The organism is Vogesella aquatica (assembly GCF_028548455.1).
Lineage (GTDB): Bacteria > Pseudomonadota > Gammaproteobacteria > Burkholderiales > Chromobacteriaceae > Vogesella > Vogesella aquatica.
Genome location: NZ_JAQQLF010000029.1, coordinates 1 through 20662, shown reverse-complemented (window position 1 = coordinate 20662; position 20662 = coordinate 1). Strand labels below are relative to the sequence as shown.

The following is a 20662-nucleotide window of genomic DNA, read 5'->3' as shown; positions in this document are numbered from 1 at the left end:
GGGCGTGCAGCCAACCTTGGGCGGGACGGGCCGGGAGAGGTCAGCCCGCGAAGTGACGCTGATGGCGCATGTCCAGACGGCTCATCGGCAGCAGCATGAAGAAGTCGGCACAGTTGAAATCCGGGTCCCACGCCGGCTCGCCGCACACCCAGGCACCAGCGCGCAGATAGCCCTTGATCAGCGGTGGTACAGGCACCTGGCTGTCGTCCTGCACCTCGCCCAGCGGCAAGGGCAGGTGCGGGGTGACGCGCCATTCTGCTGGTGACAGGTTTTTGCTTTCCAGCAGGCGGTACAGGCTGACGGCCTGATGGCCGCCATCGGCCAGGCTCACGCTGGCGCAGCCTGCCAGGTACTGGCCACCGTGCTGGCGTACGTAGTCAGCCAGGCCGGCCCACAGCAGGGCAATGACGGCACCGCGGCGGTAGTCCTTGTGGACGCAAGAGCGGCCAATTTCGATGATATGGTCGCGGATGCCGGCCAGGCGGCTCATGTCGAATTCGTGCTCGGAATACAGGCTGGGCAGCTGGCGCGCTTTGTGTGGCGGCAGCATGCGGTAGGTACCGACTACTTTGCCGGTGGTGTTGTCTTCCACGATCAGGTGGTCGCAATAGGGGTCGTATTCGTCACGGTCTATGCCCTCGGCGGCTGAGGCCAGCTTGGCGCCCATCTCTTGGGCAAATACCTGATAACGCAACTTTTGTGCGCGACGGATATCCTTGGCGCTATGCGCCACACGCACACTCAGCTTGCTGGCTGGTGCCAGCACAGCGGTTTCGAGACCTTGCTGCATCGTGCACTCCGGGTAGGGGTAGTGCCACCATGCTATGCAGGCAGTTTGACAGCGCCGTGACGCGGGCATGGCATGATGATGACGGTCTTTTGAAACCCGCATGACAAGCAGGGTGATTAAAATCAACGACTTATAAAGTTTGCGCTTTTGGCGTACAATACTCGGTTTTGTTTGACCGATCTTTTCGCACAATACCCATGATCTATCCGACGACCTTTGACGTAATCGTAGTAGGCGGTGGCCACGCAGGCACCGAGGCCGCTTTGGCCGCTGCACGCATGGGCTGCCAGACCCTGCTGCTCACGCACAACATCGAAACCCTGGGCCAGATGTCGTGCAACCCGTCCATTGGCGGTATCGGCAAAGGTCATCTGGTAAAAGAAGTCGACGCGCTCGGCGGTGCCATGGCGCTGGCTACCGATATCGGTGGCATCCAGTTCCGTACGCTCAATGCCAGTAAAGGCCCGGCCGTGCGCGCTACCCGCGCCCAGGCCGACCGCGTGCTATACAAGGCGGCTATCCGCGAAATGCTGGAAAACCAGCCTAACCTGATGCTGTTCCAGCAGCCGGTGGACGACTTGCTGATCGAGGGCGACCGTGTCGCCGGTGCTATCACCGCTATCGGCATTACCTTCCGCGCCAAGACGGTGGTGCTGACAGCGGGTACCTTCCTGTCCGGCAAGATCCACGTGGGGCTGGAAAACTACACCGGCGGCCGCGCTGGCGACCAGGCCGCCTCCACGCTGGGTGAGCGCCTGCGCGAGCTCAGCCTGCCGGTAGGCCGGCTGAAAACCGGCACTCCGCCGCGTATTGATGGCCGCACCATCGACTTTTCGGTGATGGAAGCGCAGCCGGGTGATACGCCGGAGCCGGTGTTTTCCTACCGTGGCAGCCGCGCCATGCACCCAAAACAGCTGCCGTGCTGGATCACGCATACCAACCAGCAGACGCACGACATCATCCGCAGTGGTTTTGACCGCAGCCCGATGTTCACCGGCGTCATCGAGGGCGTGGGCCCGCGCTACTGCCCCTCCATCGAGGACAAGATTAACCGCTTTGCCGACAAGGAAAGCCACCAGATCTTCCTGGAGCCGGAAGGCCTGACCACGCACGAGTACTACCCTAACGGGATTTCCACCAGCTTGCCGTTCGATATCCAGCTGGCTGCCGTGCGCTCCATGCGCGGCCTGGAAAACGCTCACATCCTGCGCCCCGGCTATGCCATCGAGTACGACTACTTCGACCCGCGCGGCCTGAAATCCACGCTGGAAACCAAGGCCATCCAGGGCTTGTTCTTTGCCGGCCAGATCAACGGCACCACCGGCTACGAAGAAGCCGCCGCGCAAGGCCTGCTGGCTGGCCTGAACGCCGGTTTGTACGCCCGCGAGCAGGATGGCTGGTGTCCGCGCCGCGACGAAGCCTACCTGGGCGTGCTGGTAGACGACCTCACCACGCTGGGCGTGTCCGAGCCTTACCGCATGTTTACCAGCCGAGCCGAGTTCCGCCTGCAGCTGCGCGAAGACAACGCCGACCTGCGCCTGACCGAGGTTGGCCGCAAGCTGGGCCTGATCGGCGATGCGCAGTGGGACGCTTTCTGCCGCAAGCGCGATGCCGTCGAGGCTGAAAAGCAGCGCCTTGCCAGTACCTGGGTACAGCCCGCCAAGTTGCAGCCGGGTGAAGACGAAGCCATCGTGGGCCAGAAACTGGCGCGCGAATACACGCTGGCCGACTTGCTGCGCCGCCCCAATGTGGCCTACGCCGAGCTGATGAAGCTGTCGCTGGCAGGGGAGGGCGTACAGGACGAGGTGGTGGCCGAGCAGGTAGAAATCCAGATCAAGTATCAGGGCTATATCGACCGCCAGAACGAAGAAGTCGCCAAGCGCGAACAGCTGGACGACGTAAAGCTGCCATTGGACATCGATTACGCGCTGGTAAAAGGCTTATCGAAAGAAGTGTCGCAAAAGCTGAACCAGCATCGCCCGGAAACCCTGGGGCAGGCCTCGCGCATCCAGGGTATTACGCCAGCCGCCGTGGCCTTGCTGCTGGTACACCTCAAGCGTGGTTTCAGCGAAGCGCGCAGCGCAAGCTAGGCGTCTTTTTGTTGCACTGCGCTCCGGGGTGGCTACTTCGGGGCGCATTTGTTTTTGATACCCGTTACAATCGGGTCAACTTACACACCGTATTCCGAACATCATGACGCATCGCGCAGAACTCACCCAGGGCCTGGCCGCTATCGGCCTGGATTTGTCCGACGCACAGATCGACCTGCTGGAAGGCTATCTGGGCCTGCTGGCCAAGTGGAACCAGACCTACAACCTCACCGCTATCCGCGATAAAGACCGCATGGTGAGCTACCACTTGCTGGATAGTCTGACCCTGGTGCCACAGCTGGCCGGCGGTACGCGCATGCTGGACGTGGGCTCGGGTGGCGGTATGCCGGGCATTCCTACCGCGATTGCGCGCCCTGATCTGAAAGTGGTGGTGCTGGACGCCAACCACAAGAAAACCACCTTCCTGCGCCAGGCAGTCATCGAGCTGAAACTGGATAACGTGGAAGTGATCACCGAGCGCGTAGAAGCCTACCAGCCGGCAGAAAAATTCGACCGTATTACCAGCCGCGCCTTCTCCGAGCTGGCCGAGTTCGTCAAGCTGTCGCGCCACCTGTTGGCCGCAGACGGCCAGTTTGTCGCCATGAAAGGCGTTTACCCGTTTGAAGAAATCGCCCAGCTGCCGGCAGACTTTGCCGTGGCCGAAGTGAAAAAACTGGACGTGCCGGGGCTGGATGCCGAACAGCGCCACCTGGTACGCGTGGTAGCAAAATGACAGCCCGCATTATCGCTGTGGCCAACCAGAAGGGCGGGGTGGGTAAAACCACCACCGTCGTGAATCTGGCTGCCAGCCTGGTAGAGCAGGGCCGGCGCGTACTGATTGTCGACCTCGACCCGCAGGGCAACGCCACCATGGGTAGCGGCATCGACAAGAACGCTTTGCAAAAGTCGGTGTACCACGTCCTGATGGGCGAGCACACCGTAGAAGAAGTACGCCAGCCAGCCAAAGAAGGCGGTTATGACGTGCTGCCGGCCAACCGCGACCTGTCGGCCGCCGAAATCGAGCTGGTGCAAGAACTGGCGCGTGAGGCGCGGCTGAAAAATGCACTGGAGCTGGTGTCTGCGGACTACGACTACGTACTGATCGACAGCCCGCCATCGCTCAACCTGCTCACCCTGAACGGCCTGGTGGCTGCGCAGGGCGTGCTGATCCCGATGGTGTGCGAGTACTACGCGCTGGAAGGGCTGACCGATCTGGTGAATACCCTGCGCAAAGTGCGCGCGGCGGTGAATCCGCGTATCGAAATCATGGGCCTGTTGCGTACCATGTTCGATGCGCGCAGCAATCTGTCGCAGCAAGTGTCCGAACAGCTGGCGCGCCACTTTGGCGGCAAGGTCTTCGACACTGTCGTGCCGCGTAATATCCGCCTGGCCGAGGCGCCCAGCCATGGCCTGCCCGGCATCGTCTATGACCGCGCCGCCCGCGGCTCGCAAGCCTACCTTACTCTGGCGGCCGAACTGATCGCCCGCCTAGAACCGCAAACCGCAAGTACCGAGCATTAATATGGCCAAACTCAAAGGACTCGGGCGTGGCCTGGACGCGCTCCTCTCCACCGTCGAAGCAGACAACGAACGCCTGACTACGCTGCCTGTGCGCAGTATCCGCCCGGGCAAGTACCAGCCGCGCAGCCATATGGATGAAGCTGCATTGGCAGAGTTGGCCGCATCCATCCGCTCCCAGGGGCTGATTCAGCCCATCGTGGTACGAGAAATCGGTTTGGGCGACTATGAGCTGATCGCTGGCGAGCGTCGTTGGCGTGCCAGCCAGTTGGCCGGGCTCACCGACATACCGGCGGTGGTGCGCAGTGTGGCCGACCAGTCGGCTCTGGCCATGGGCCTGATCGAGAATATCCAGCGCCAGCAACTGGACCCGCTGGAAGAAGCCAAGGGTATCAAGCGTCTGATCGAGGAATTCGGCCTGACGCATGAGGCGGCTGCCGATGCACTGGGCCGCTCGCGTAGCGCCATCAGTAACCTGCTGCGCCTGCTGGCCTTGCCGGCACCGCTGCAAACCATGCTGCACGAAGGCCAGCTGGAAATGGGCCATGCCCGCGCCTTGTTGCCGCTGCCGGTACTGCAGCAGATGGCGCTGGCGCAGGCGGTGGTGGCCGAGCAGCTGTCCGTGCGTGAAGTCGAGCAGCGTGTGCAAGCCCTGGCCGAGCCCAAGGTTGGCCGCAAAGCCCCTGCGCCAGCCCCGCGCGACGCTGATATCGAGCGCCTGGCAGGGATGCTGTCGGACAAGCTGGGCATGAGTGTGAGCTTCCGCCACGGCAGCAAGGGTAAGGGCAAGGTCATCATCGATTATGCAAGTCTGGACGAGCTGGACGGGCTGCTGGAAAAACTGCAAGCAAAATCAAACGGCTGAGCGGCTTGCGGCAATTATCCAGACGACTTAACGAAGTTGACGCTTTCGTCAGCCCAAGCCTATAATCGACCGATTTTTTAAGTGCCGTACATGACTAATCCGGACGCCAAACGCGTAATTCGACTGCAGGTGAGGCTTACCCTGCTGGCCGTGGTGATCAGCTTGCTGGTTGCCGGCGCGACGATCAATGTTCCGGTGTCGGCACTGATAGGCGGGCTGTGTGCCATCTTGCCGGCACTGGCTTACGTGCGCATCGCCGGGGCGATGCACAGGGTTTCTCCTGCAGAATTGATGCGGGCGCATTACAAGGCAGAAGCAGTCAAGTTTGTGCTGACTCTTTTGTTATTTGGTGGTGCTCTCGCTTTTTTCAAGGATTTGTCGGTGGCGGGTTTGTTTGGCGGCTACATAGCAGCCACTTCCGCTTACTGGTTCGGGCTTCTGATTAAAAATTGAGATAAAGCGATGGCAAGTAACGCAACTGATTACATCAAGCACCACCTGACATTCTGGAACTCTTCGCACGAAGGTGGTTTCTCCAGCCTGCACGTGGACAGCTTCTCTGTTTCCCTGATCCTCGGCTTCCTGTTTGCCGGTGTGTTTGCCTACGTGGCACGCAACGCCAAGCTGGAAAACCCCGGCAAACTGCAGCTGTTTGTCGAATCCATCGTCGAGATGGTGGATACCCAGGTGAAAGAAATCTTCCACGCCAAGAGCAACGTCATTGCACCGCTGGCGCTGACCATCTTCTGCTGGGTGTTCCTGATGAACGCCATGGACATGCTGCCGGTTGACCTGATTCCGATGGCAGCCCAGTGGATCGGCTTCACCTTCTTCGGTGCCGACCCTCACCATGTTTACTTCCGTGTTGTGCCGTCTGCCGACGTGAACGTGACCTTTGGTCTGTCCATTTCCGTGCTGATCTGCATCATCGGCTTCTCCATCTCCGCCAAAGGTCTGGGCGGCTGGATCAAAGAACTGTTTACTGCCCCGTTCCACGCCAGTGGCCCGGTAGGCACCATCCTGCTGGCACCGGCCAACTTTGCCCTGCAAATGGTTGAACTGCTGGCCAAACCGATTTCGCTGTCTCTGCGTTTGTTCGGCAACATGTACTCCGGCGAGCTGATCTTCATCCTGATCGCGCTGCTGCCGTGGGGTGCTCAGTGGCTGCTGGGCGCACCGTGGGCGATCTTCCACATTCTGGTGATCACCCTGCAGGCCTTCGTGTTCATGATGCTGACCATCGTGTACCTGAGCCTGGCAGTAGAGAAGCACTAATTTTTAGCAGTTTTTTCGTACCTTTTCTCAAACCATCCTTGCATTAGTCTTTAGGAGATTTAAATGGAAGCTCTCGTTTCTCAGATCCAGTCGATGACCGCTCTGGCTGCAGCTCTGATCATTGGCCTTGGTGCTATCGGTACCGCTCTGGGCTTCGCCATTCTGGGCGGCAAGTTCCTGGAGTCCTCCGCTCGCCAGCCGGAACTGATCCCGGTTCTGCAAACCAAGCTGTTCATTATCGCTGGTCTGCTGGACGCCATCTCCATGATCGGTGTGGGTGTAGCTATGCTGTACACCTTCAACAACCCGTTCCTGTCTGCAGCTCTGGCTGCCCTGAAAGCTGGCGCTTAATTTCTAAGCGAAAACGGTTGTTGTCGTAACCACACTGGAGGAAAACAAGCGTGGAATTCAACGTAACACTACTGGGCCAGGCGATCACTTTCGCTATCCTGGTATGGTTCACCATGAAGTTTGTTTGGCCTCCGCTTACCAACATGATGGAAGAGCGTGCCGAGCGTATTGCTGATGGCTTGGCCGCTGCAGAACGTGGCAAGCAGGATCTGGAAGCAGCCGAAAAGCGCGTTGCTGACGAACTTCGTCAGGCTAAACAACAAGCTACCGAGCTGATCCTGGCCGCTGAAAAGCGCGCCAACCAGATCGTGGAAGAGGCGAAGGATGCCGCTCGCACCGAAGGTGCCAAGCTGGTAACCGAAGCCAAATCCCAGATCGATCAGGAAGTGTTGCGTGCCAAGGAAGCCCTGCGCGAGCAGGTAGCTGGTCTGGCCGTAGCCGGCGCAGAGAAGATCCTGCGTAAAGAGATCGACGCTGCGAAGCACGCTGATCTGTTAGCCTCCATCAAAGCGGAGTTTTAATTAACTCATGGCAGAACTCATTACCGTAGCAAGGCCCTATGCCGAAGCGGTATACAGCCTTGCCACCGAGCAGCAGTCTCAAGCCAAGTGGTCTGACGCGCTCGCGTGGCTGGCTGCCATGGTGGCGAACCCGGACGTGACGCAAGTCGTCACGAACCCGAAACATACCGCGCAAGAGATTGAGGCGTTGTTTTTGGACGTACTGGGCGACAAGGCCAATGATGACATCAAACAGTTCATCGTTACCCTTATCGAAAACCGTCGTCTGACGCTGCTGCCTGAAATTGCCGAACAGTTTGAAGCCCTCAAGGCCCGTGCCGAAGGTGTGCTGGACGCTCAAGTAGAGTCCGCCTACCCAATGGACGAAAGCCAGCAAGCTGACCTGATCGCCACGCTTACCAAGAAGTACGGCAAAACCGTACGGATTGAAGTGCGTGTTGCCCCCGAGCTGATCGGTGGTCTGCGAGTACTGGTTGGTGACGACGTGATTGATGCGTCGGTGAGCGGCAAACTGCAGGCAATGGCAGCAAGCCTCAAGAATTAGGAGAGATCATGCAGTTGAACCCCTCTGAAATCAGCGATCTGATCAAGGCGAAGATTCAGAACCTGGCTGAAGGTGCCGAGACCCGTACCAAAGGTACTGTGATCTCCGTGACCGACGGTATCGTTCGTATCCATGGCCTGACAGACGTGATGCAGGGTGAAATGCTCGAGTTCTCGGGCAACACCTTTGGCCTGGCCATGAACCTGGAGCGTGACTCCGTAGGTGCCGTGATCCTGGGCGAGTACGAGCACATCTCCGAAGGTCAGGAAGTTAAATGTACCGGCCGTATTCTGGAAGTGCCGGTAGGTCGTGAGCTGGTTGGCCGCGTGGTAAACGCGCTGGGTCAGCCGATCGATGGCAAAGGCCCGATCAACGCGTCCACAACTTCCCCGATCGAAAAGATTGCTCCGGGCGTTATTGCCCGTCAATCCGTTTCGCAGCCAATGCAAACCGGCCTGAAGTCTATCGACTCCATGGTACCGGTTGGCCGCGGCCAGCGTGAACTGATCATTGGCGACCGTCAGACTGGTAAAACCGCTGTGGCACTGGATGCCATCGTGAACCAGAAGGGCACCGGCGTTGTCTGCATCTACGTAGCCGTAGGTCAGAAAGCGTCCTCCATCGCCAACGTAGTGCGCAAGCTGGAAGAGCACGGCGCAATGGGTCACACCATTGTGGTTGCTGCGACTGCTTCCGAAGCGGCTGCACTGCAGTTCATCGCACCGTACTCCGGTTGCGCCATGGGCGAATTCTTCCGCGATATCGGTGAAGATGCACTGATCGTTTATGACGATCTGTCCAAACAAGCCGTAGCCTACCGTCAGATCTCCCTGCTGCTGCGTCGCCCACCGGGCCGCGAAGCTTACCCGGGCGACGTTTTCTACCTGCACTCCCGTCTGCTGGAACGCGCTTCCCGCATCAACGAAGACGAAGTAGAAAAACTGACTGGCGGCGCTGTTAAAGGCAAAACCGGTTCGCTGACTGCTCTGCCAATCATCGAAACCCAAGCTGGTGACGTTTCCGCTTTCGTTCCGACCAACGTAATTTCCATTACCGACGGTCAGATCTTCCTGGAAACCGACCTGTTCAACGCTGGTATCCGTCCTGCCATTAACGCAGGTATTTCGGTATCCCGCGTGGGTGGCGCTGCGCAAACCAAGGTCATCAAGAAACTGGGCGGTGGTATCCGTCTGGCTCTGGCCCAGTACCGCGAACTGGCTGCGTTCTCGCAGTTTGCTTCCGATCTGGACGAGGCGACCCGCAAGCAGCTGCAACACGGTGAAGTGGTTACCGAGCTGATGAAGCAGAAACAGTTCTCGACCCTGTCTACCGCCGAAATGGCACTGACTCTGTGGTCTGTGAACAAGGGTTACTACGAAGACGTACCGGTTAAGAAAGCCCTGGCTTTCGAAGCAGCGTTCCTGGCTTACGTTCGCGCTAATCACGCCGACGTGCTGACCGCTACCGATGCTTCCGGTGATCTGTCTGCCGACAACGAAAAAGTACTGGCCAAGGCGATCGAATCGTTCAAGGCTGGCTACAGCTTCTAATCTGGGTCTTTCGGATACCTCGAGTTAAAGAAAGGTTCAGGATATGGCAGTCGGTAAAGAGATTCTCACCAAGATCCGAAGCGTGCAAAACACGCAGAAGATCACCCGCGCTATGCAAATGGTGTCGACCTCCAAGATGCGCAAAACGCAAGAGCGTATGCGCGCTGCCCGTCCTTACGCCGAGAAGGTGCGTGCTGTTATGGCGCACCTGGCTTCGGCCAATACGGATCTGGAGCACCCACTGCTTGCCCGTCGCAGCGAAATCAAGCGCGCAGGCATTATTGTGGTTACCTCGGACAAGGGCTTGTGCGGTGGCTTGAACGCCAACGTTCTCAAGCGCTTCTACGCCAAGGTAAACACGCTGCAAGAGCAAGGCGTTGAAATTCAAGCCTGCGCTCTGGGCCAGAAAGGCCTGGCAGCCTGCCAGCGTGCCAAGCTGAACGTTGTGGCAAGTGCGGTTCATCTGGGCGATGTGCCCAAGATGGAAAAACTGATCGGCCCGCTTACAGTGCTGTTGAAACAGTACGCTGAAGGCGAACTGGATGCGGTTTACATCGTGTACTCCCGCTTCATCAATACGATGAAACAGGAGCCGGCGCTGGAACAGTTGCTGCCTCTGACCGAAGAGCACATGGTTGTCGAGCACGCCCACTCGTGGGATTACGTGTACGAGCCAAGTGCACCGGAAGTCATGGAGTTCCTGGTGAAGCGTTACCTGGAATCTGTCGTGTATCAGGCTGTGGCCGAAAACATGGCGTCCGAACAAGCTGCCCGTATGGTAGCGATGAAGGCCGCAACAGATAACGCCGGTAATGCCATCAAGCAACTGCGCCTTGTGTACAACAAGTCGCGTCAGGCAGCGATTACCAAAGAACTGTCTGAAATCGTGTCTGGTGCCGCTGCGGTATAACCGTCGCAGGACTGTAAAAGTTTATTGAGTTAGGAACCGATAATGAGCCAAGGCAAAATCGTACAAATCATTGGCCCGGTGGTTGACGTGGAATTCCCGCGCGACGCCATGCCAAAGATTTATGATGCCCTGAAGCTGGTTGACGCAGAACTGACGCTTGAAGTCCAGCAACAGCTGGGCGACGGCGTAGTGCGCACCATTGCTATGGGTAGCTCTGACGGCCTGAAGCGTGGCATGGCGATTACCAATACCGGCGCACCGATTTCGGTACCGGTTGGCGCTGCCACCCTGGGTCGTATCATGGACGTACTGGGTAGCCCGGTTGATGAAGCCGGCCCTGTTGCGTCTGAACACGTTCGCGCCATTCACCAGGCTGCGCCGAAGTTTGACGAACTGTCCTCCGCTACCGAACTGCTGGAAACAGGCATCAAGGTTATTGACCTGCTGTGCCCGTTCGCCAAAGGCGGTAAAGTGGGTCTGTTCGGTGGTGCCGGTGTGGGCAAGACCGTAAACATGATGGAACTGATCAACAACATCGCTAAAGCTCACTCGGGTCTGTCCGTGTTTGCCGGTGTTGGTGAACGTACCCGTGAAGGTAACGACTTCTATCACGAGATGAAAGAGTCGAACGTTCTGGATAAAGTTGCCATGGTTTACGGCCAGATGAACGAGCCACCGGGCAACCGTCTGCGCGTAGCGCTGACCGGTCTGACCATGGCCGAGCATTTCCGTGACGAAAAAGACGAAAACGGCAAAGGCCGTGACGTTCTGTTCTTCGTGGACAACATCTACCGTTACACTCTGGCCGGTACCGAAGTATCCGCACTGCTGGGCCGTATGCCTTCCGCCGTGGGTTACCAGCCTACCCTGGCCGAAGAGATGGGCCGTCTGCAAGAGCGTATTACTTCGACCAAGGATGGTTCCATTACCTCCATCCAGGCCGTATACGTACCTGCCGATGACTTAACTGACCCGTCCCCGGCCACCACTTTTGCTCACTTGGATGCAACCGTGGTTCTGTCGCGTGATATCGCATCGCTGGGTATCTACCCTGCGGTAGATCCGCTGGACTCCACTTCCCGCCAGCTGGATCCGCTGGTGGTAGGCGACGAGCACTACTCCGTTGCCCGCGGTGTTCAGACCACGCTGCAGAAGTACAAGGAACTGCGTGACATTATCGCGATTCTGGGTATGGACGAACTGTCTGAAGAAGACAAACTCGTTGTATACCGTGCGCGTAAGATCCAGCGTTTCCTGTCCCAGCCGTTCCACGTAGCTGAAGTATTTACCGGTTCCCCGGGCAAATACGTTCCGCTGAAGGAAACGATCAAGGGCTTCAAGGCAATTCTCAGCGGCGAATACGACCACCTGCCAGAACAAGCGTTCTACATGGTAGGCGGTATCGACGAAGCTGCCGAAAAAGCCAAGACCCTGTAATCAAGGAGACGGCTCATGGCCAAGATGCATGTGGAAGTGGTCAGCACTGAACAGCTCATCTATTCCGGCGAAGCGGAGTTCCTCGTGGCTCCGGCGCAGGAAGGCGAGATCGGTGTTTACCCACGTCACGTGCCGCTTCTGACCCGTATCAAGCCTGGTGTACTGCGTTTGACAGTGCCAGGTTCCAAGGACGAGGTACTGGTGGCGGTGTCGGGTGGCATGATGGAAGTGCAACCGACCCACATCACCGTTCTGGCTGATACGGCGATCCGCGGTGAGGATCTGGATGAAGCTCGCGCCAACGAGGCCAAACGTGCCGCTGAGGATGCCCTCAAGCACGCTTCCGACGACCTGGACACGGCAAAAGCCCACGCAGCCCTGGCTGCAGCGATTGCCCAGCTCAAGGCGCTGGAATACCTCCGCAAGCGCGTGCACTAAGCGCACGACAGTGCGATGCAAGCTACAGGCTGCCACGAAAGTGGCAGCCTTTTTCACGCCCGCTTTAGGGCATAATAGCAGTCTATCCAATACGAATTTCCGGGCATTTTGATTATGGAATCTCTCAGCGTTGTCATTCTGGCTGCCGGCAAAGGCAAGCGTATGTATTCGGCCATGCCCAAGGTACTGCACCCCATCGGCGGCCAACCCATGCTGGCCCGCGTCATCAGCACCGCTCGCCAGCTGCAGCCGGCAAAAATGGTAGTGGTGTACGGCCACGGCGGTGACCAGGTGCGCGAGCATATCCGTGATGAAGACGTAGACTGGGCACTGCAGGCCGAACAGCTGGGCACCGGGCACGCGCTGAAAATGGCGCTGTCGCAGCTGCCCAAGGTTGGCCGCACCCTGGTGCTGTACGGCGACGTACCGCTCACCACGGTAGAAACCCTGCAAAAGCTGTTGGCTGCCGCGCAAAATGGCATGAGCCTGCTCACCGACGTACTGGCCGACGCCAGCGGTTACGGCCGCATCGTACGCAATGCGGCCGGCGAGATCGTGGCTATTGTCGAAGACAAAGACTGCAACGCCGAGCAAAAAGCCATCCGTGAAATCAACACCGGCATGATGGTACTACCCAACGACAAACTGGAAGGCTGGCTGGGCGAGCTGCGCAATGGCAACGCCCAGGGCGAGTACTACCTTACCGACGTGATCGAGCTGGCCGTACGCGACGGCATCGCTGTGCCGGGTGTCACCGTGGCTGCCGGCTGGGAAGCCGCCGGTGTCAACAACAAGGTGCAGCTGGCCGAGCTGGAACGCCAGCTGCAGCAAAACCAGGCGCGTGCGCTGCTGACGGCTGGCGTGATGCTGGCCGACCCGGCGCGTATCGATATCCGCGGCCAACTGCAGCACGGCATGGACGTCAGCATCGATGTTGGCTGCGTGTTCGAAGGCCAGGTAACGCTGGGTGACAATGTCGAAATCGGTGCCTACTGTGTGCTGAAAAACGTGCGCATTGCCGCCGGTACGCGTATTGCACCGTACTCGCACCTGGAAGACGCCGTCGTGGGCGAGGCCTGCCGCATCGGGCCGTACGCCCGCCTGCGCCCGGGCGCCGAGTTGGCCGCACACGTACACGTGGGCAACTTTGTCGAAATCAAGAAAGCCACCGTGGGCGAAGGCTCCAAGGTGAACCACCTTACCTACATCGGCGATGCGCAGATCGGTAGCAAGGTCAACGTGGGCGCCGGTTCGGTCACTTGCAACTACGATGGCGTGAACAAGTTCAAGACCGTTATCGGCGATAACGTGTTTGTTGGCTCCGGCACCCTGATGGTGGCGCCGGTGACGCTGGAAGAGGGCGCCACCATTGGCGCTGGTTCCGTGCTGACCAAAACCGCCCCCGCCGGCCAGCTCACCGTTGCCCGTGCCAAACAGCTCACCGTAGCAGGCTGGCAGCGCCCGCAAAAGCTGAAATAAGCGGCCTTGTTGCAGCCAACCCACACCGCCAGCGGCCCTTGCCCTGGCGGTTTTTCATGGGGCTGGCAGTAGTGCATGCTTCACTTGTCATTGAGCATACCTGCTGCTAATATTTCGCAAAACTTACGAACCGAAATATTTTAATGACCAAACGTAACACCCAGCAGCGTCGCCACGCCATCGTGGCCCTGGTGCAAGAGCGGGGCGAGGTGAGCGTGGAAGACCTCACTCAGCGCTTTGCCACTTCGGAAGTTACCATCCGGAAAGACCTGGCCTTGCTGGAAACCGGTGGCTTGCTGCTGCGCCGTTACGGTGGTGCGGTGTCGCTACCCACCGAAATGGTGGCCGAAAGTGACCCGGTAAAAGTTTCGGAACGAAAGCTGGCCATTGCCCGCGCCGCCGCCGAGCGCATCCGCGACCATAATCGTGTGATTATCGATAGCGGCACCACCACGCGCGCCATCATCCCCTTGCTGGGTAACAAGCGCGGGTTGATCGTGATGACCAATTCGCTGAACGTGGCCGGCAGCCTGCGCGAGCTGGAAAACGAACCCACGCTGCTGATGACCGGCGGCACCTGGGACCCGCATTCCGAATCGTTCCAGGGCCAGATTGCCGAGCAGGTGCTGCGCTCTTATGATTTCGACCAGCTGTTCATCGGCGCCGACGGCATCGACCTGGCACGCGGCACCACCACCTTTAACGAGCTGGTGGGCCTGTCGCGGGTGATGGCTGAAGTGTCGCGCGAAGTAGTAGTGATGGTGGAGTCCGACAAGATCGGCCGCCGTATTCCCAACCTGGAGCTGCCGTGGGCACGCATCCAGACCCTGATCACCGACGACGCCCTGGCACCCGAAGCCAGGGCGACGATCCGGGCCAAAGGCGTAACGCTGATCTGCGCGCCCTTTAGCCATTCATAATTCAAGGAGAAGTGTATGTGCGGCATCGTAGGCGCGATTGCGCGTCGTAATATTGTTCCTATTCTGGTTGATGGCCTGAAGCGCCTGGAATACCGTGGCTACGACTCGTCCGGCATCGCCGTGCACGTGGGCAGCGACATTACCCGCGTGCGCCGGGTTGGCCGCGTGGCCGAAATGGAAGCGGCCGCCCAGGCTGATAATGTGCAGGGCGAGCTGGGCATCGGCCACACCCGCTGGGCCACCCACGGCGGCGTTACCGAGTACAACGCCCACCCGCACGTGTCGCACGGCCTGATCGCCGTGGTGCACAACGGCATCATCGAAAACCACGAAGAAAAGCGCGAAGCCCTGAAAGCTGCCGGCTACGTGTTCGAATCGCAGACCGACACCGAAGTCATTGCCCACCTGGTACACCAGTACTACGTGGTGGAAAAAGACCTGTTCCGCGCCGTACACCGCGCCACCCGCGAGCTCACCGGCGCCTACGCCATCGGCGTCATCGCGCTCGACCGCCCCGACGAACTGGTGTGCGCGCGCATGGGCTGCCCGCTGCTGGTGGGCCTGGGCGAGGGTGAGAATTTCATCGCCTCCGACGTTTCCGCCGTGCTGTCGGCCACCCGTCGTGTCATCTTCCTGGAAGAGGGCGACATCGGCCACCTCACCCGCGACAGCGTGAAGCTGATCGACAAAGACGACCAGCCGGTAGAACGCCAAGTGCACGTGTCCGACGTGTCGCTGGCCTCGCTGGAGCTGGGCCCGTACAGCCACTTCATGCAGAAAGAAATCCACGAACAGCCCAAAGCCCTGTCCGACACCATCGAAGTGGTACTGGACGACGGCTTTGTCCCCGAGCTGTTCGGCCCGGCTGCGGCCAACGTGCTGCCGCAGCTTACCGGCGTGAAAATCCTGGCCTGCGGCACCAGTTACTACGCCGGCCTTACCGCCAAATACTGGATCGAAAGCATTGCCGGCGTGGTGTGCGATGTGGAAATCGCCAGCGAATACCGCTACCGCGACGCCTACGCCGACCCGAACCACCTGGTGGTGACCATCTCGCAGTCCGGCGAAACGCTGGACACCATGGAAGCGCTGAAATACGCCAAGAGCCTGGGCCACCAGCACGCGCTGTCCATCTGCAACGTACGCGAGTCCGCCATCCCGCGCGCGTCCGAACTGGTGTTCTACACCCGCGCCGGCGCCGAAATCGGCGTGGCCTCCACCAAGGCCTTCACCACCCAGTTGGTCAGCCTGTTTGCACTGGCCGTCACGCTGGGCAAGGTACGCGGCCGCGTCAGTGCCGAGCAAGAGGCACAATACCTGGACGAGCTGCGCCACCTGCCGGGCAGCGTGCAGCACGCGCTGAACCTGGAGCCGCAGATCAAAGCCTGGAGTAGCCAGTTTGCCGCCAAGAACGACGCGCTGTTCCTCGGCCGTGGCCTGCATTACCCCATCGCGCTGGAAGGCGCGCTGAAGCTGAAGGAAATCTCCTACATTCACGCCGAAGCCTACCCGGCCGGCGAGCTGAAGCACGGCCCGCTGGCGCTAGTGGACGAAAACATGCCGGTGGTGGTGATTGCCCCCAACGACGTGCTGCTGGAAAAAGTGAAGTCGAACATGCAGGAAGTGCGCGCCCGTGGCGGCGAACTGTTCGTGTTTGCCGACGCCGACAGCCACTTCGTCGATTCCGACGGCGTACACGTCATCCGTACCCCGCGCCACGTGGGCGTGCTCAGCCCCATCGTGCACTCCATCCCGGTGCAGATCCTGGCCTACCACGTCGCCCTGGCGCGTGGCACCGACGTGGACAAACCGCGCAACCTGGCCAAATCGGTCACGGTGGAATAAGGTTGGCCGCAGGCAGTGACTACGCCGAATAAAGTCTGTCGGATCCGAATAAAGTTCGTCGGAGTCTGAGTGAAGAGAGGGGGCCGTTGACCCCCTCTACGTTTTTGAGAAGTGAAAGTGTACGGAGGCTGAAAAGGGAAGGTTTGTGCTGTAACAACTTCTCGGGCAAAACAAGCATATGCGACACAATTGCTTAAAGCTACTATAGTGCACATAATGAGCTATGTATTAGTAATGCTGACTACATTGTTGTCAATCGGGTGTCTGCAATTCCTATGACCGTACGGCTTTTTATAAAACTTTGTCCCCCGCAGTATATCGTGATTTTCGCACGGGCAAAGCTCAGGAAAATACCAGCTGTGCAGTATGCTTACTTCGTAGCTGTAATCACACCTTTAGCGTCTTATCAAACCTGAGTTCGCATCATATTGTCTGACGAAAGCCATAAAGGCAGAGTAAACATTCTCAATCGGCTCGGATTTTAGGGGGGCATCAGACGCAGCAAATATCTCGTAGTAGAGATTAAACCGCTCGCGATCAGCCGCAAAATCCATTTGCCATGCCTCTGTGTACATTTGCACTTTGTCGCGTCCACCTGGCCCTGCGGTGTGAGTTCGCTTAATTATATCGGCGAAGCAATGCGAATTAACCCCTCGAATAAGAGCTTCGAGTGCTTCGGCTACATCTTGCAAATGAGCAACGCTCAGTTTAAGCGGTTTTTCAAGCAATGGGCTATGGGCCTTAATGCCGAGCCGCAAAGCCTGTTGGCTTCCGAGCTTTCCAAAACGGTGAATGCCGCAATGGCGAATTTGACAGATGGATTCAAAGTTTTCGAAGAGCAAATGAAGGTGTGATGGAACACCACCATCTTTCGTCATCTGAGTTACTCCGCAGAGCGTTTTCAGCTCGCTAGCGACATTCTTCGTTGAAGCCATCGATACTCCTTCGAACAAGGCCTCAGGTAATAAACTTTCTTCGTGGTGAACTGCTGCGCCATACGTCAGAGATCGGCTAGAAGCGTTGTTATTACAAACTGGATCGACAAGAATCAAACGGCGCAGAAGACAACGAAAATAACTTTCAGCTGCGGATACCATGCCGAGATAAACTAGTGAGCCTAAGATTGGTTTATATTCGCCACGACTCTCGGCTTGTAAGTAGAGACGATTGATGCCGTACAGGTTATCTACGAATTCATCAATAGGCGAACGCTCAGTCGCTACGTGAGTACTATCGAACCACGCAGTGGTATCCAATTTGGACGTAATTGGAGTACCCGATGGTGTAAGAGTACCAAGGAGGGTTTCTTCGATCGGTGTCATTTAGGAAAGGTATTCTTCCAAGTAGGCTTCGACTGCTCCAATAACAGTGGCGGCACGAATTTTCCCGATCCGGGGAATGGTCCGCAAGGTTGTGCCACGGTCTTGTAGGGCGAGAAATTCACCAATTGTTTGAGGAACCGAACTAGCTTGGCTAAGCTTCTCGCGCTGCCAGTCGGTCAGACCCGGCACGTCAGCTAGCAGTGACTGCATAACACGGTCATAGGATGATTCGTCTGTTAACTTTGCCCCACATTGGAAGCAATATTTTGCTCCTTCAACTCGCTTGGTGTGGCAGTTGAGACAGTTCGGTAGATCTAACCCGAGTCCGTCAATAGTTTCAGCTTCAAGCAATGTTGAGATGGATCGTCGTACAGCATGCTTTTCGTCTGGACGTTGAAGTATTTCGACCGATAATTTGGGAGAGAATGCACCCTTTCGAGTGAATGCACGCTGGTTCTGTAATGCCGCCAAATGAGGTACATATCGAACGTATTCCCTATCACCATGGGATACGCTCGGAAATTTGTAGATCATTCCCACTTCTTCAAGCAAGCGAAGCATTCGCTCAACATAAGGTTTTCTATCGACTCCTTCTGCGGCGATACCTACATAAATTTGCCGGGTGGTCCCATCTGCCAGTGCTTGGTTTGCCTCTGCAAGGTCAGAGACAATCTTGTTGAAACACATAGCACCGACAGAAATGATAGTGGCTAATTGCGGCTTCTTCTCCCGTAGACTCAAATACTCTCTCATTTTTTCTGAACAGAAGTCTTCGATTACTCGATTCAATAAGCTTTGGGCTGTTGCAGGTGATGATGATTTACGTCCTTTGACATAATTTTGTACAAGGGACATAAACGAGCGCGGGACACCAAAGGCAGCATAAGCAAGCAACGTTCGAGTCTCTTCAGGCAAATCGGCTGCGTCAGGGCATCGTTTTCTGCCAATGTCGGCCATGAAATTCAAGTAATTTCCGTCAGTAACTGCCTTCCATACGAATATCGAGTCAGCCTCATGTGCCGCGTGGAAACTCGGGCCATATTCTGTTGTTCCAGGGTAAACGGATGCCTTAGGGGCTATGCGGGCAGCTTTAAGTGCGCGGAAAATGTCGAAGAAGTGGGATAGATACTCGGGAGTGAGCGTTAATGCAGCATCATCAAGAAGCAAGACGACCCGGCGACGTGATAGCGCATCAGCTGAGCGGAGGAAGAAAGCCTTGATACGATCCACGGTCAGGCGTGATGCAAGCTCATCTTCGGTGTTATTCAGAGGACGGCGAGACTGTTCCAGCGTCCCAATAAGGTCTTGCACATCTCCAACGTTGAGTTCTAGTAGGCTGTCACGGTCGATGATCACGCCTTGTTGTGTGGCAAAAGCACCTAAGGCTTCATGCAAGGCAACGAATATGTTGGACAGAACCCATGTGTAGAACATCGGAATCGCATCTGGGCGTTTACGTAGTAACGGCTCCAGACGGTAGTAGCGATTCAGGTTGGTATAGATAGCCAAGGGGTGCTCCACATTGTCTTGGCATTCGGAAAATGCAAAACGCATTAGGTGTGTCTTGCCGCATCCTCGAGGCCCAACAAGTAGTTTTGCACCTGTTCCCGTAAGAGCACGTATCCATTCTTCTGTATCGTTAGTCAGAACAGTGTTTTGAGCAAATGTGTTCAACTCAAGATGATCTGCACGCTGTTCATAAACCTGAGCGACTTCCTCTTCCTCCGAGGTAGATAACGGTGCTCCAATGATCAGTTCTGGTTCAGTCATGAGTAATCCAGCGGCAAGTTAAGAAGGTCGTGCTTGGTAATGTGACTGGCGGCCACTCCGTGGGATCGCATCTCTATCCAGCGCTTGCTATGATCGGATGCGATTACACGCAGGACGTGTTCGCGGTATTCTGGCTTTACTCGTAATCGGAATAGACAATCACTGAGCGCGACGTGCCCCTTCGCAATTCCGATGATCTTTTCTGCTGCATTTCGCCCTACACGTCCAATAACAAGATCCCCAGGCTCAGCAATCAAGACATTACCGACTAATGCATCTTGATTGAATGAACTATTATCGAATGATATCCAATTGCCGCGCATGTCAGCGCCAATATCTGTGGTGTGCAAAATGAAAGATGGTGAGGCACGTACTTCTGCACTATTAAAACTACCACGCTGCATATTGATAACTACATCTTTTAAACGCAACCTTGTAACTGTGCTATTCGCTTCTGCTGCATGGAACGAATAGTCGAGTCTTTGTACGGCTAAGTCGCGTTCTACTTCAATTGTTCGTAAAGGTCCGCCCTCAGTAGCTAAACATGAAAGGCGAATCAAAGGGCGTGAAGGTTGTCTCTTGCTAACTACAAAAATATGGGCCAGGGCATCGGTTCCAAGGAACGAACCACGTGGCAGGCGGATTGCATGTACAAGATCATAGTTCTGCAACAGCGATTTGCGGAAGCCGACATACTTTTCTGCACAGGCTAGTGAGTCTGGGACGATGATGCCGAGGTTGCCACCTGTGCTAAGGAATCTCAGATTTTGTGCTAAGAAAAGGACCGCTGCATCAGTTGACGTGATCGCAGGGAGTGATCCACTAAATCCTGCGTCTTCTAGAATATGGCCATAGTCTTTCCGCCACCGTGGCACTAGAAATGGTGGGTTACAGACAGCTAAACTGATAGGACCAATGGCGGGCCTGTCCGAATTTTTGTGTAAACGGGGTTTGGGTTACGCCTGTGGAATGCGTTCCTCGAACTGAATGGTAAAGCGAGTCAGCGCCGCCTTCCAATCCCGAATCGGCATGGTCCA

General features: G+C 57.1%; 20 protein-coding genes. 16 read left to right on the top strand and 4 right to left on the bottom strand.

The features are described from left to right. Positions 1–40: 40 nt before the first annotated feature. Entirely contained in the window at positions 41–790 is a 750-nt protein-coding gene (locus PQU95_RS17395; RefSeq protein WP_272753178.1) for a GNAT family N-acetyltransferase, read from the bottom strand. Positions 791–987: 197 nt separating this feature from the next. Here PQU95_RS17395 and mnmG point away from each other — a divergent pair, with 197 nt between their 5' ends. The 16 genes from mnmG (at position 988) to glmS (ending at position 16533) form a co-directional block, all read left to right on the top strand. After that, positions 988–2880, top strand: a complete 1893-nt coding sequence (gene mnmG, locus PQU95_RS17390) for a tRNA uridine-5-carboxymethylaminomethyl(34) synthesis enzyme MnmG (RefSeq protein WP_272753177.1) — start codon at positions 988–990, stop codon at positions 2878–2880. Positions 2881–2983: 103 nt separating this feature from the next. Then, complete coding sequence (rsmG, locus tag PQU95_RS17385; protein WP_017509497.1) at positions 2984–3613, top strand: 16S rRNA (guanine(527)-N(7))-methyltransferase RsmG; 630 nt, start codon at positions 2984–2986, stop codon at positions 3611–3613. Further along, positions 3610–4401: a ParA family protein gene (locus tag PQU95_RS17380; RefSeq protein ID WP_272753176.1), complete on the top strand. Its 792-nt coding sequence runs from the start codon at positions 3610–3612 to the stop codon at positions 4399–4401. The genes rsmG and PQU95_RS17380 overlap by 4 nt, the downstream gene beginning before the upstream one ends. A 1-nt stretch (position 4402) precedes the next feature. Next, positions 4403–5263: a ParB/RepB/Spo0J family partition protein gene (locus PQU95_RS17375; RefSeq protein ID WP_272753175.1), complete on the top strand. Its 861-nt coding sequence runs from the start codon at positions 4403–4405 to the stop codon at positions 5261–5263. Between the two features lie 90 nt (positions 5264–5353). Beyond that, entirely contained in the window at positions 5354–5716 is a 363-nt protein-coding gene (locus PQU95_RS17370; protein WP_272753174.1) for an ATP synthase subunit I, read from the top strand. 9 nt (positions 5717–5725) lie between these two features. After that, the gene (atpB, locus tag PQU95_RS17365) at positions 5726–6538 is read left to right on the top strand and encodes a F0F1 ATP synthase subunit A (RefSeq protein WP_272753173.1); all 813 of its coding nucleotides are present in this window, start codon (positions 5726–5728) and stop codon (positions 6536–6538) included. A 63-nt stretch (positions 6539–6601) separates the two neighbouring features. After that, positions 6602–6889 (top strand): F0F1 ATP synthase subunit C, encoded by a 288-nt coding sequence (gene atpE, locus PQU95_RS17360; protein ID WP_026108060.1) that lies wholly within the window; start codon positions 6602–6604, stop codon positions 6887–6889. 50 nt (positions 6890–6939) lie between these two features. Continuing rightward, positions 6940–7410: a F0F1 ATP synthase subunit B gene (locus tag PQU95_RS17355; RefSeq protein ID WP_017509491.1), complete on the top strand. Its 471-nt coding sequence runs from the start codon at positions 6940–6942 to the stop codon at positions 7408–7410. A gap of 7 nt (positions 7411–7417) precedes the next feature. Continuing rightward, entirely contained in the window at positions 7418–7954 is a 537-nt protein-coding gene (locus PQU95_RS17350; protein ID WP_272753172.1) for a F0F1 ATP synthase subunit delta, read from the top strand. A gap of 8 nt (positions 7955–7962) precedes the next feature. After that, complete coding sequence (gene atpA, locus PQU95_RS17345) at positions 7963–9504, top strand: F0F1 ATP synthase subunit alpha (RefSeq protein ID WP_017509489.1); 1542 nt, start codon at positions 7963–7965, stop codon at positions 9502–9504. 43 nt (positions 9505–9547) lie between these two features. Further along, positions 9548–10414 (top strand): F0F1 ATP synthase subunit gamma, encoded by an 867-nt coding sequence (gene atpG / locus PQU95_RS17340; RefSeq protein WP_017509488.1) that lies wholly within the window; start codon positions 9548–9550, stop codon positions 10412–10414. Between the two features lie 42 nt (positions 10415–10456). Further along, positions 10457–11851 (top strand): F0F1 ATP synthase subunit beta, encoded by a 1395-nt coding sequence (gene atpD / locus PQU95_RS17335; protein ID WP_017509487.1) that lies wholly within the window; start codon positions 10457–10459, stop codon positions 11849–11851. 15 nt (positions 11852–11866) lie between these two features. After that, positions 11867–12289: a F0F1 ATP synthase subunit epsilon gene (locus PQU95_RS17330; RefSeq protein WP_147685211.1), complete on the top strand. Its 423-nt coding sequence runs from the start codon at positions 11867–11869 to the stop codon at positions 12287–12289. A gap of 114 nt (positions 12290–12403) precedes the next feature. Further along, positions 12404–13768, top strand: a complete 1365-nt coding sequence (gene glmU / locus PQU95_RS17325; RefSeq protein WP_272753171.1) for a bifunctional UDP-N-acetylglucosamine diphosphorylase/glucosamine-1-phosphate N-acetyltransferase GlmU — start codon at positions 12404–12406, stop codon at positions 13766–13768. A 143-nt stretch (positions 13769–13911) separates the two neighbouring features. After that, the gene (locus PQU95_RS17320) at positions 13912–14688 is read left to right on the top strand and encodes a DeoR/GlpR family DNA-binding transcription regulator (protein WP_272753170.1); all 777 of its coding nucleotides are present in this window, start codon (positions 13912–13914) and stop codon (positions 14686–14688) included. Between the two features lie 15 nt (positions 14689–14703). Continuing rightward, positions 14704–16533: a glutamine--fructose-6-phosphate transaminase (isomerizing) gene (gene glmS / locus PQU95_RS17315; RefSeq protein WP_272753169.1), complete on the top strand. Its 1830-nt coding sequence runs from the start codon at positions 14704–14706 to the stop codon at positions 16531–16533. A 395-nt stretch (positions 16534–16928) separates the two neighbouring features. Here glmS and PQU95_RS17310 read toward each other — a convergent pair whose 3' ends face one another. Genes PQU95_RS17310 through PQU95_RS17300 form a run of 3 tightly spaced genes read right to left on the bottom strand, consistent with a single transcriptional unit; the run spans position 16929 to position 20533 of the window. After that, entirely contained in the window at positions 16929–17855 is a 927-nt protein-coding gene (locus PQU95_RS17310) for a hypothetical protein (RefSeq protein WP_272753168.1), read from the bottom strand. Then, the gene (locus tag PQU95_RS17305) at positions 17856–19625 is read right to left on the bottom strand and encodes a zinc ribbon domain-containing protein (RefSeq protein WP_272753167.1); all 1770 of its coding nucleotides are present in this window, start codon (positions 19623–19625) and stop codon (positions 17856–17858) included. Then, on the bottom strand, positions 19622–20533 hold the full coding sequence (locus PQU95_RS17300) for an N-6 DNA methylase (RefSeq protein WP_272753205.1): 912 nt from the start codon (positions 20531–20533) through the stop codon (positions 19622–19624). The genes PQU95_RS17305 and PQU95_RS17300 overlap by 4 nt, the downstream gene beginning before the upstream one ends. Between the last annotated feature and the right edge of the window lie 129 nt (positions 20534–20662).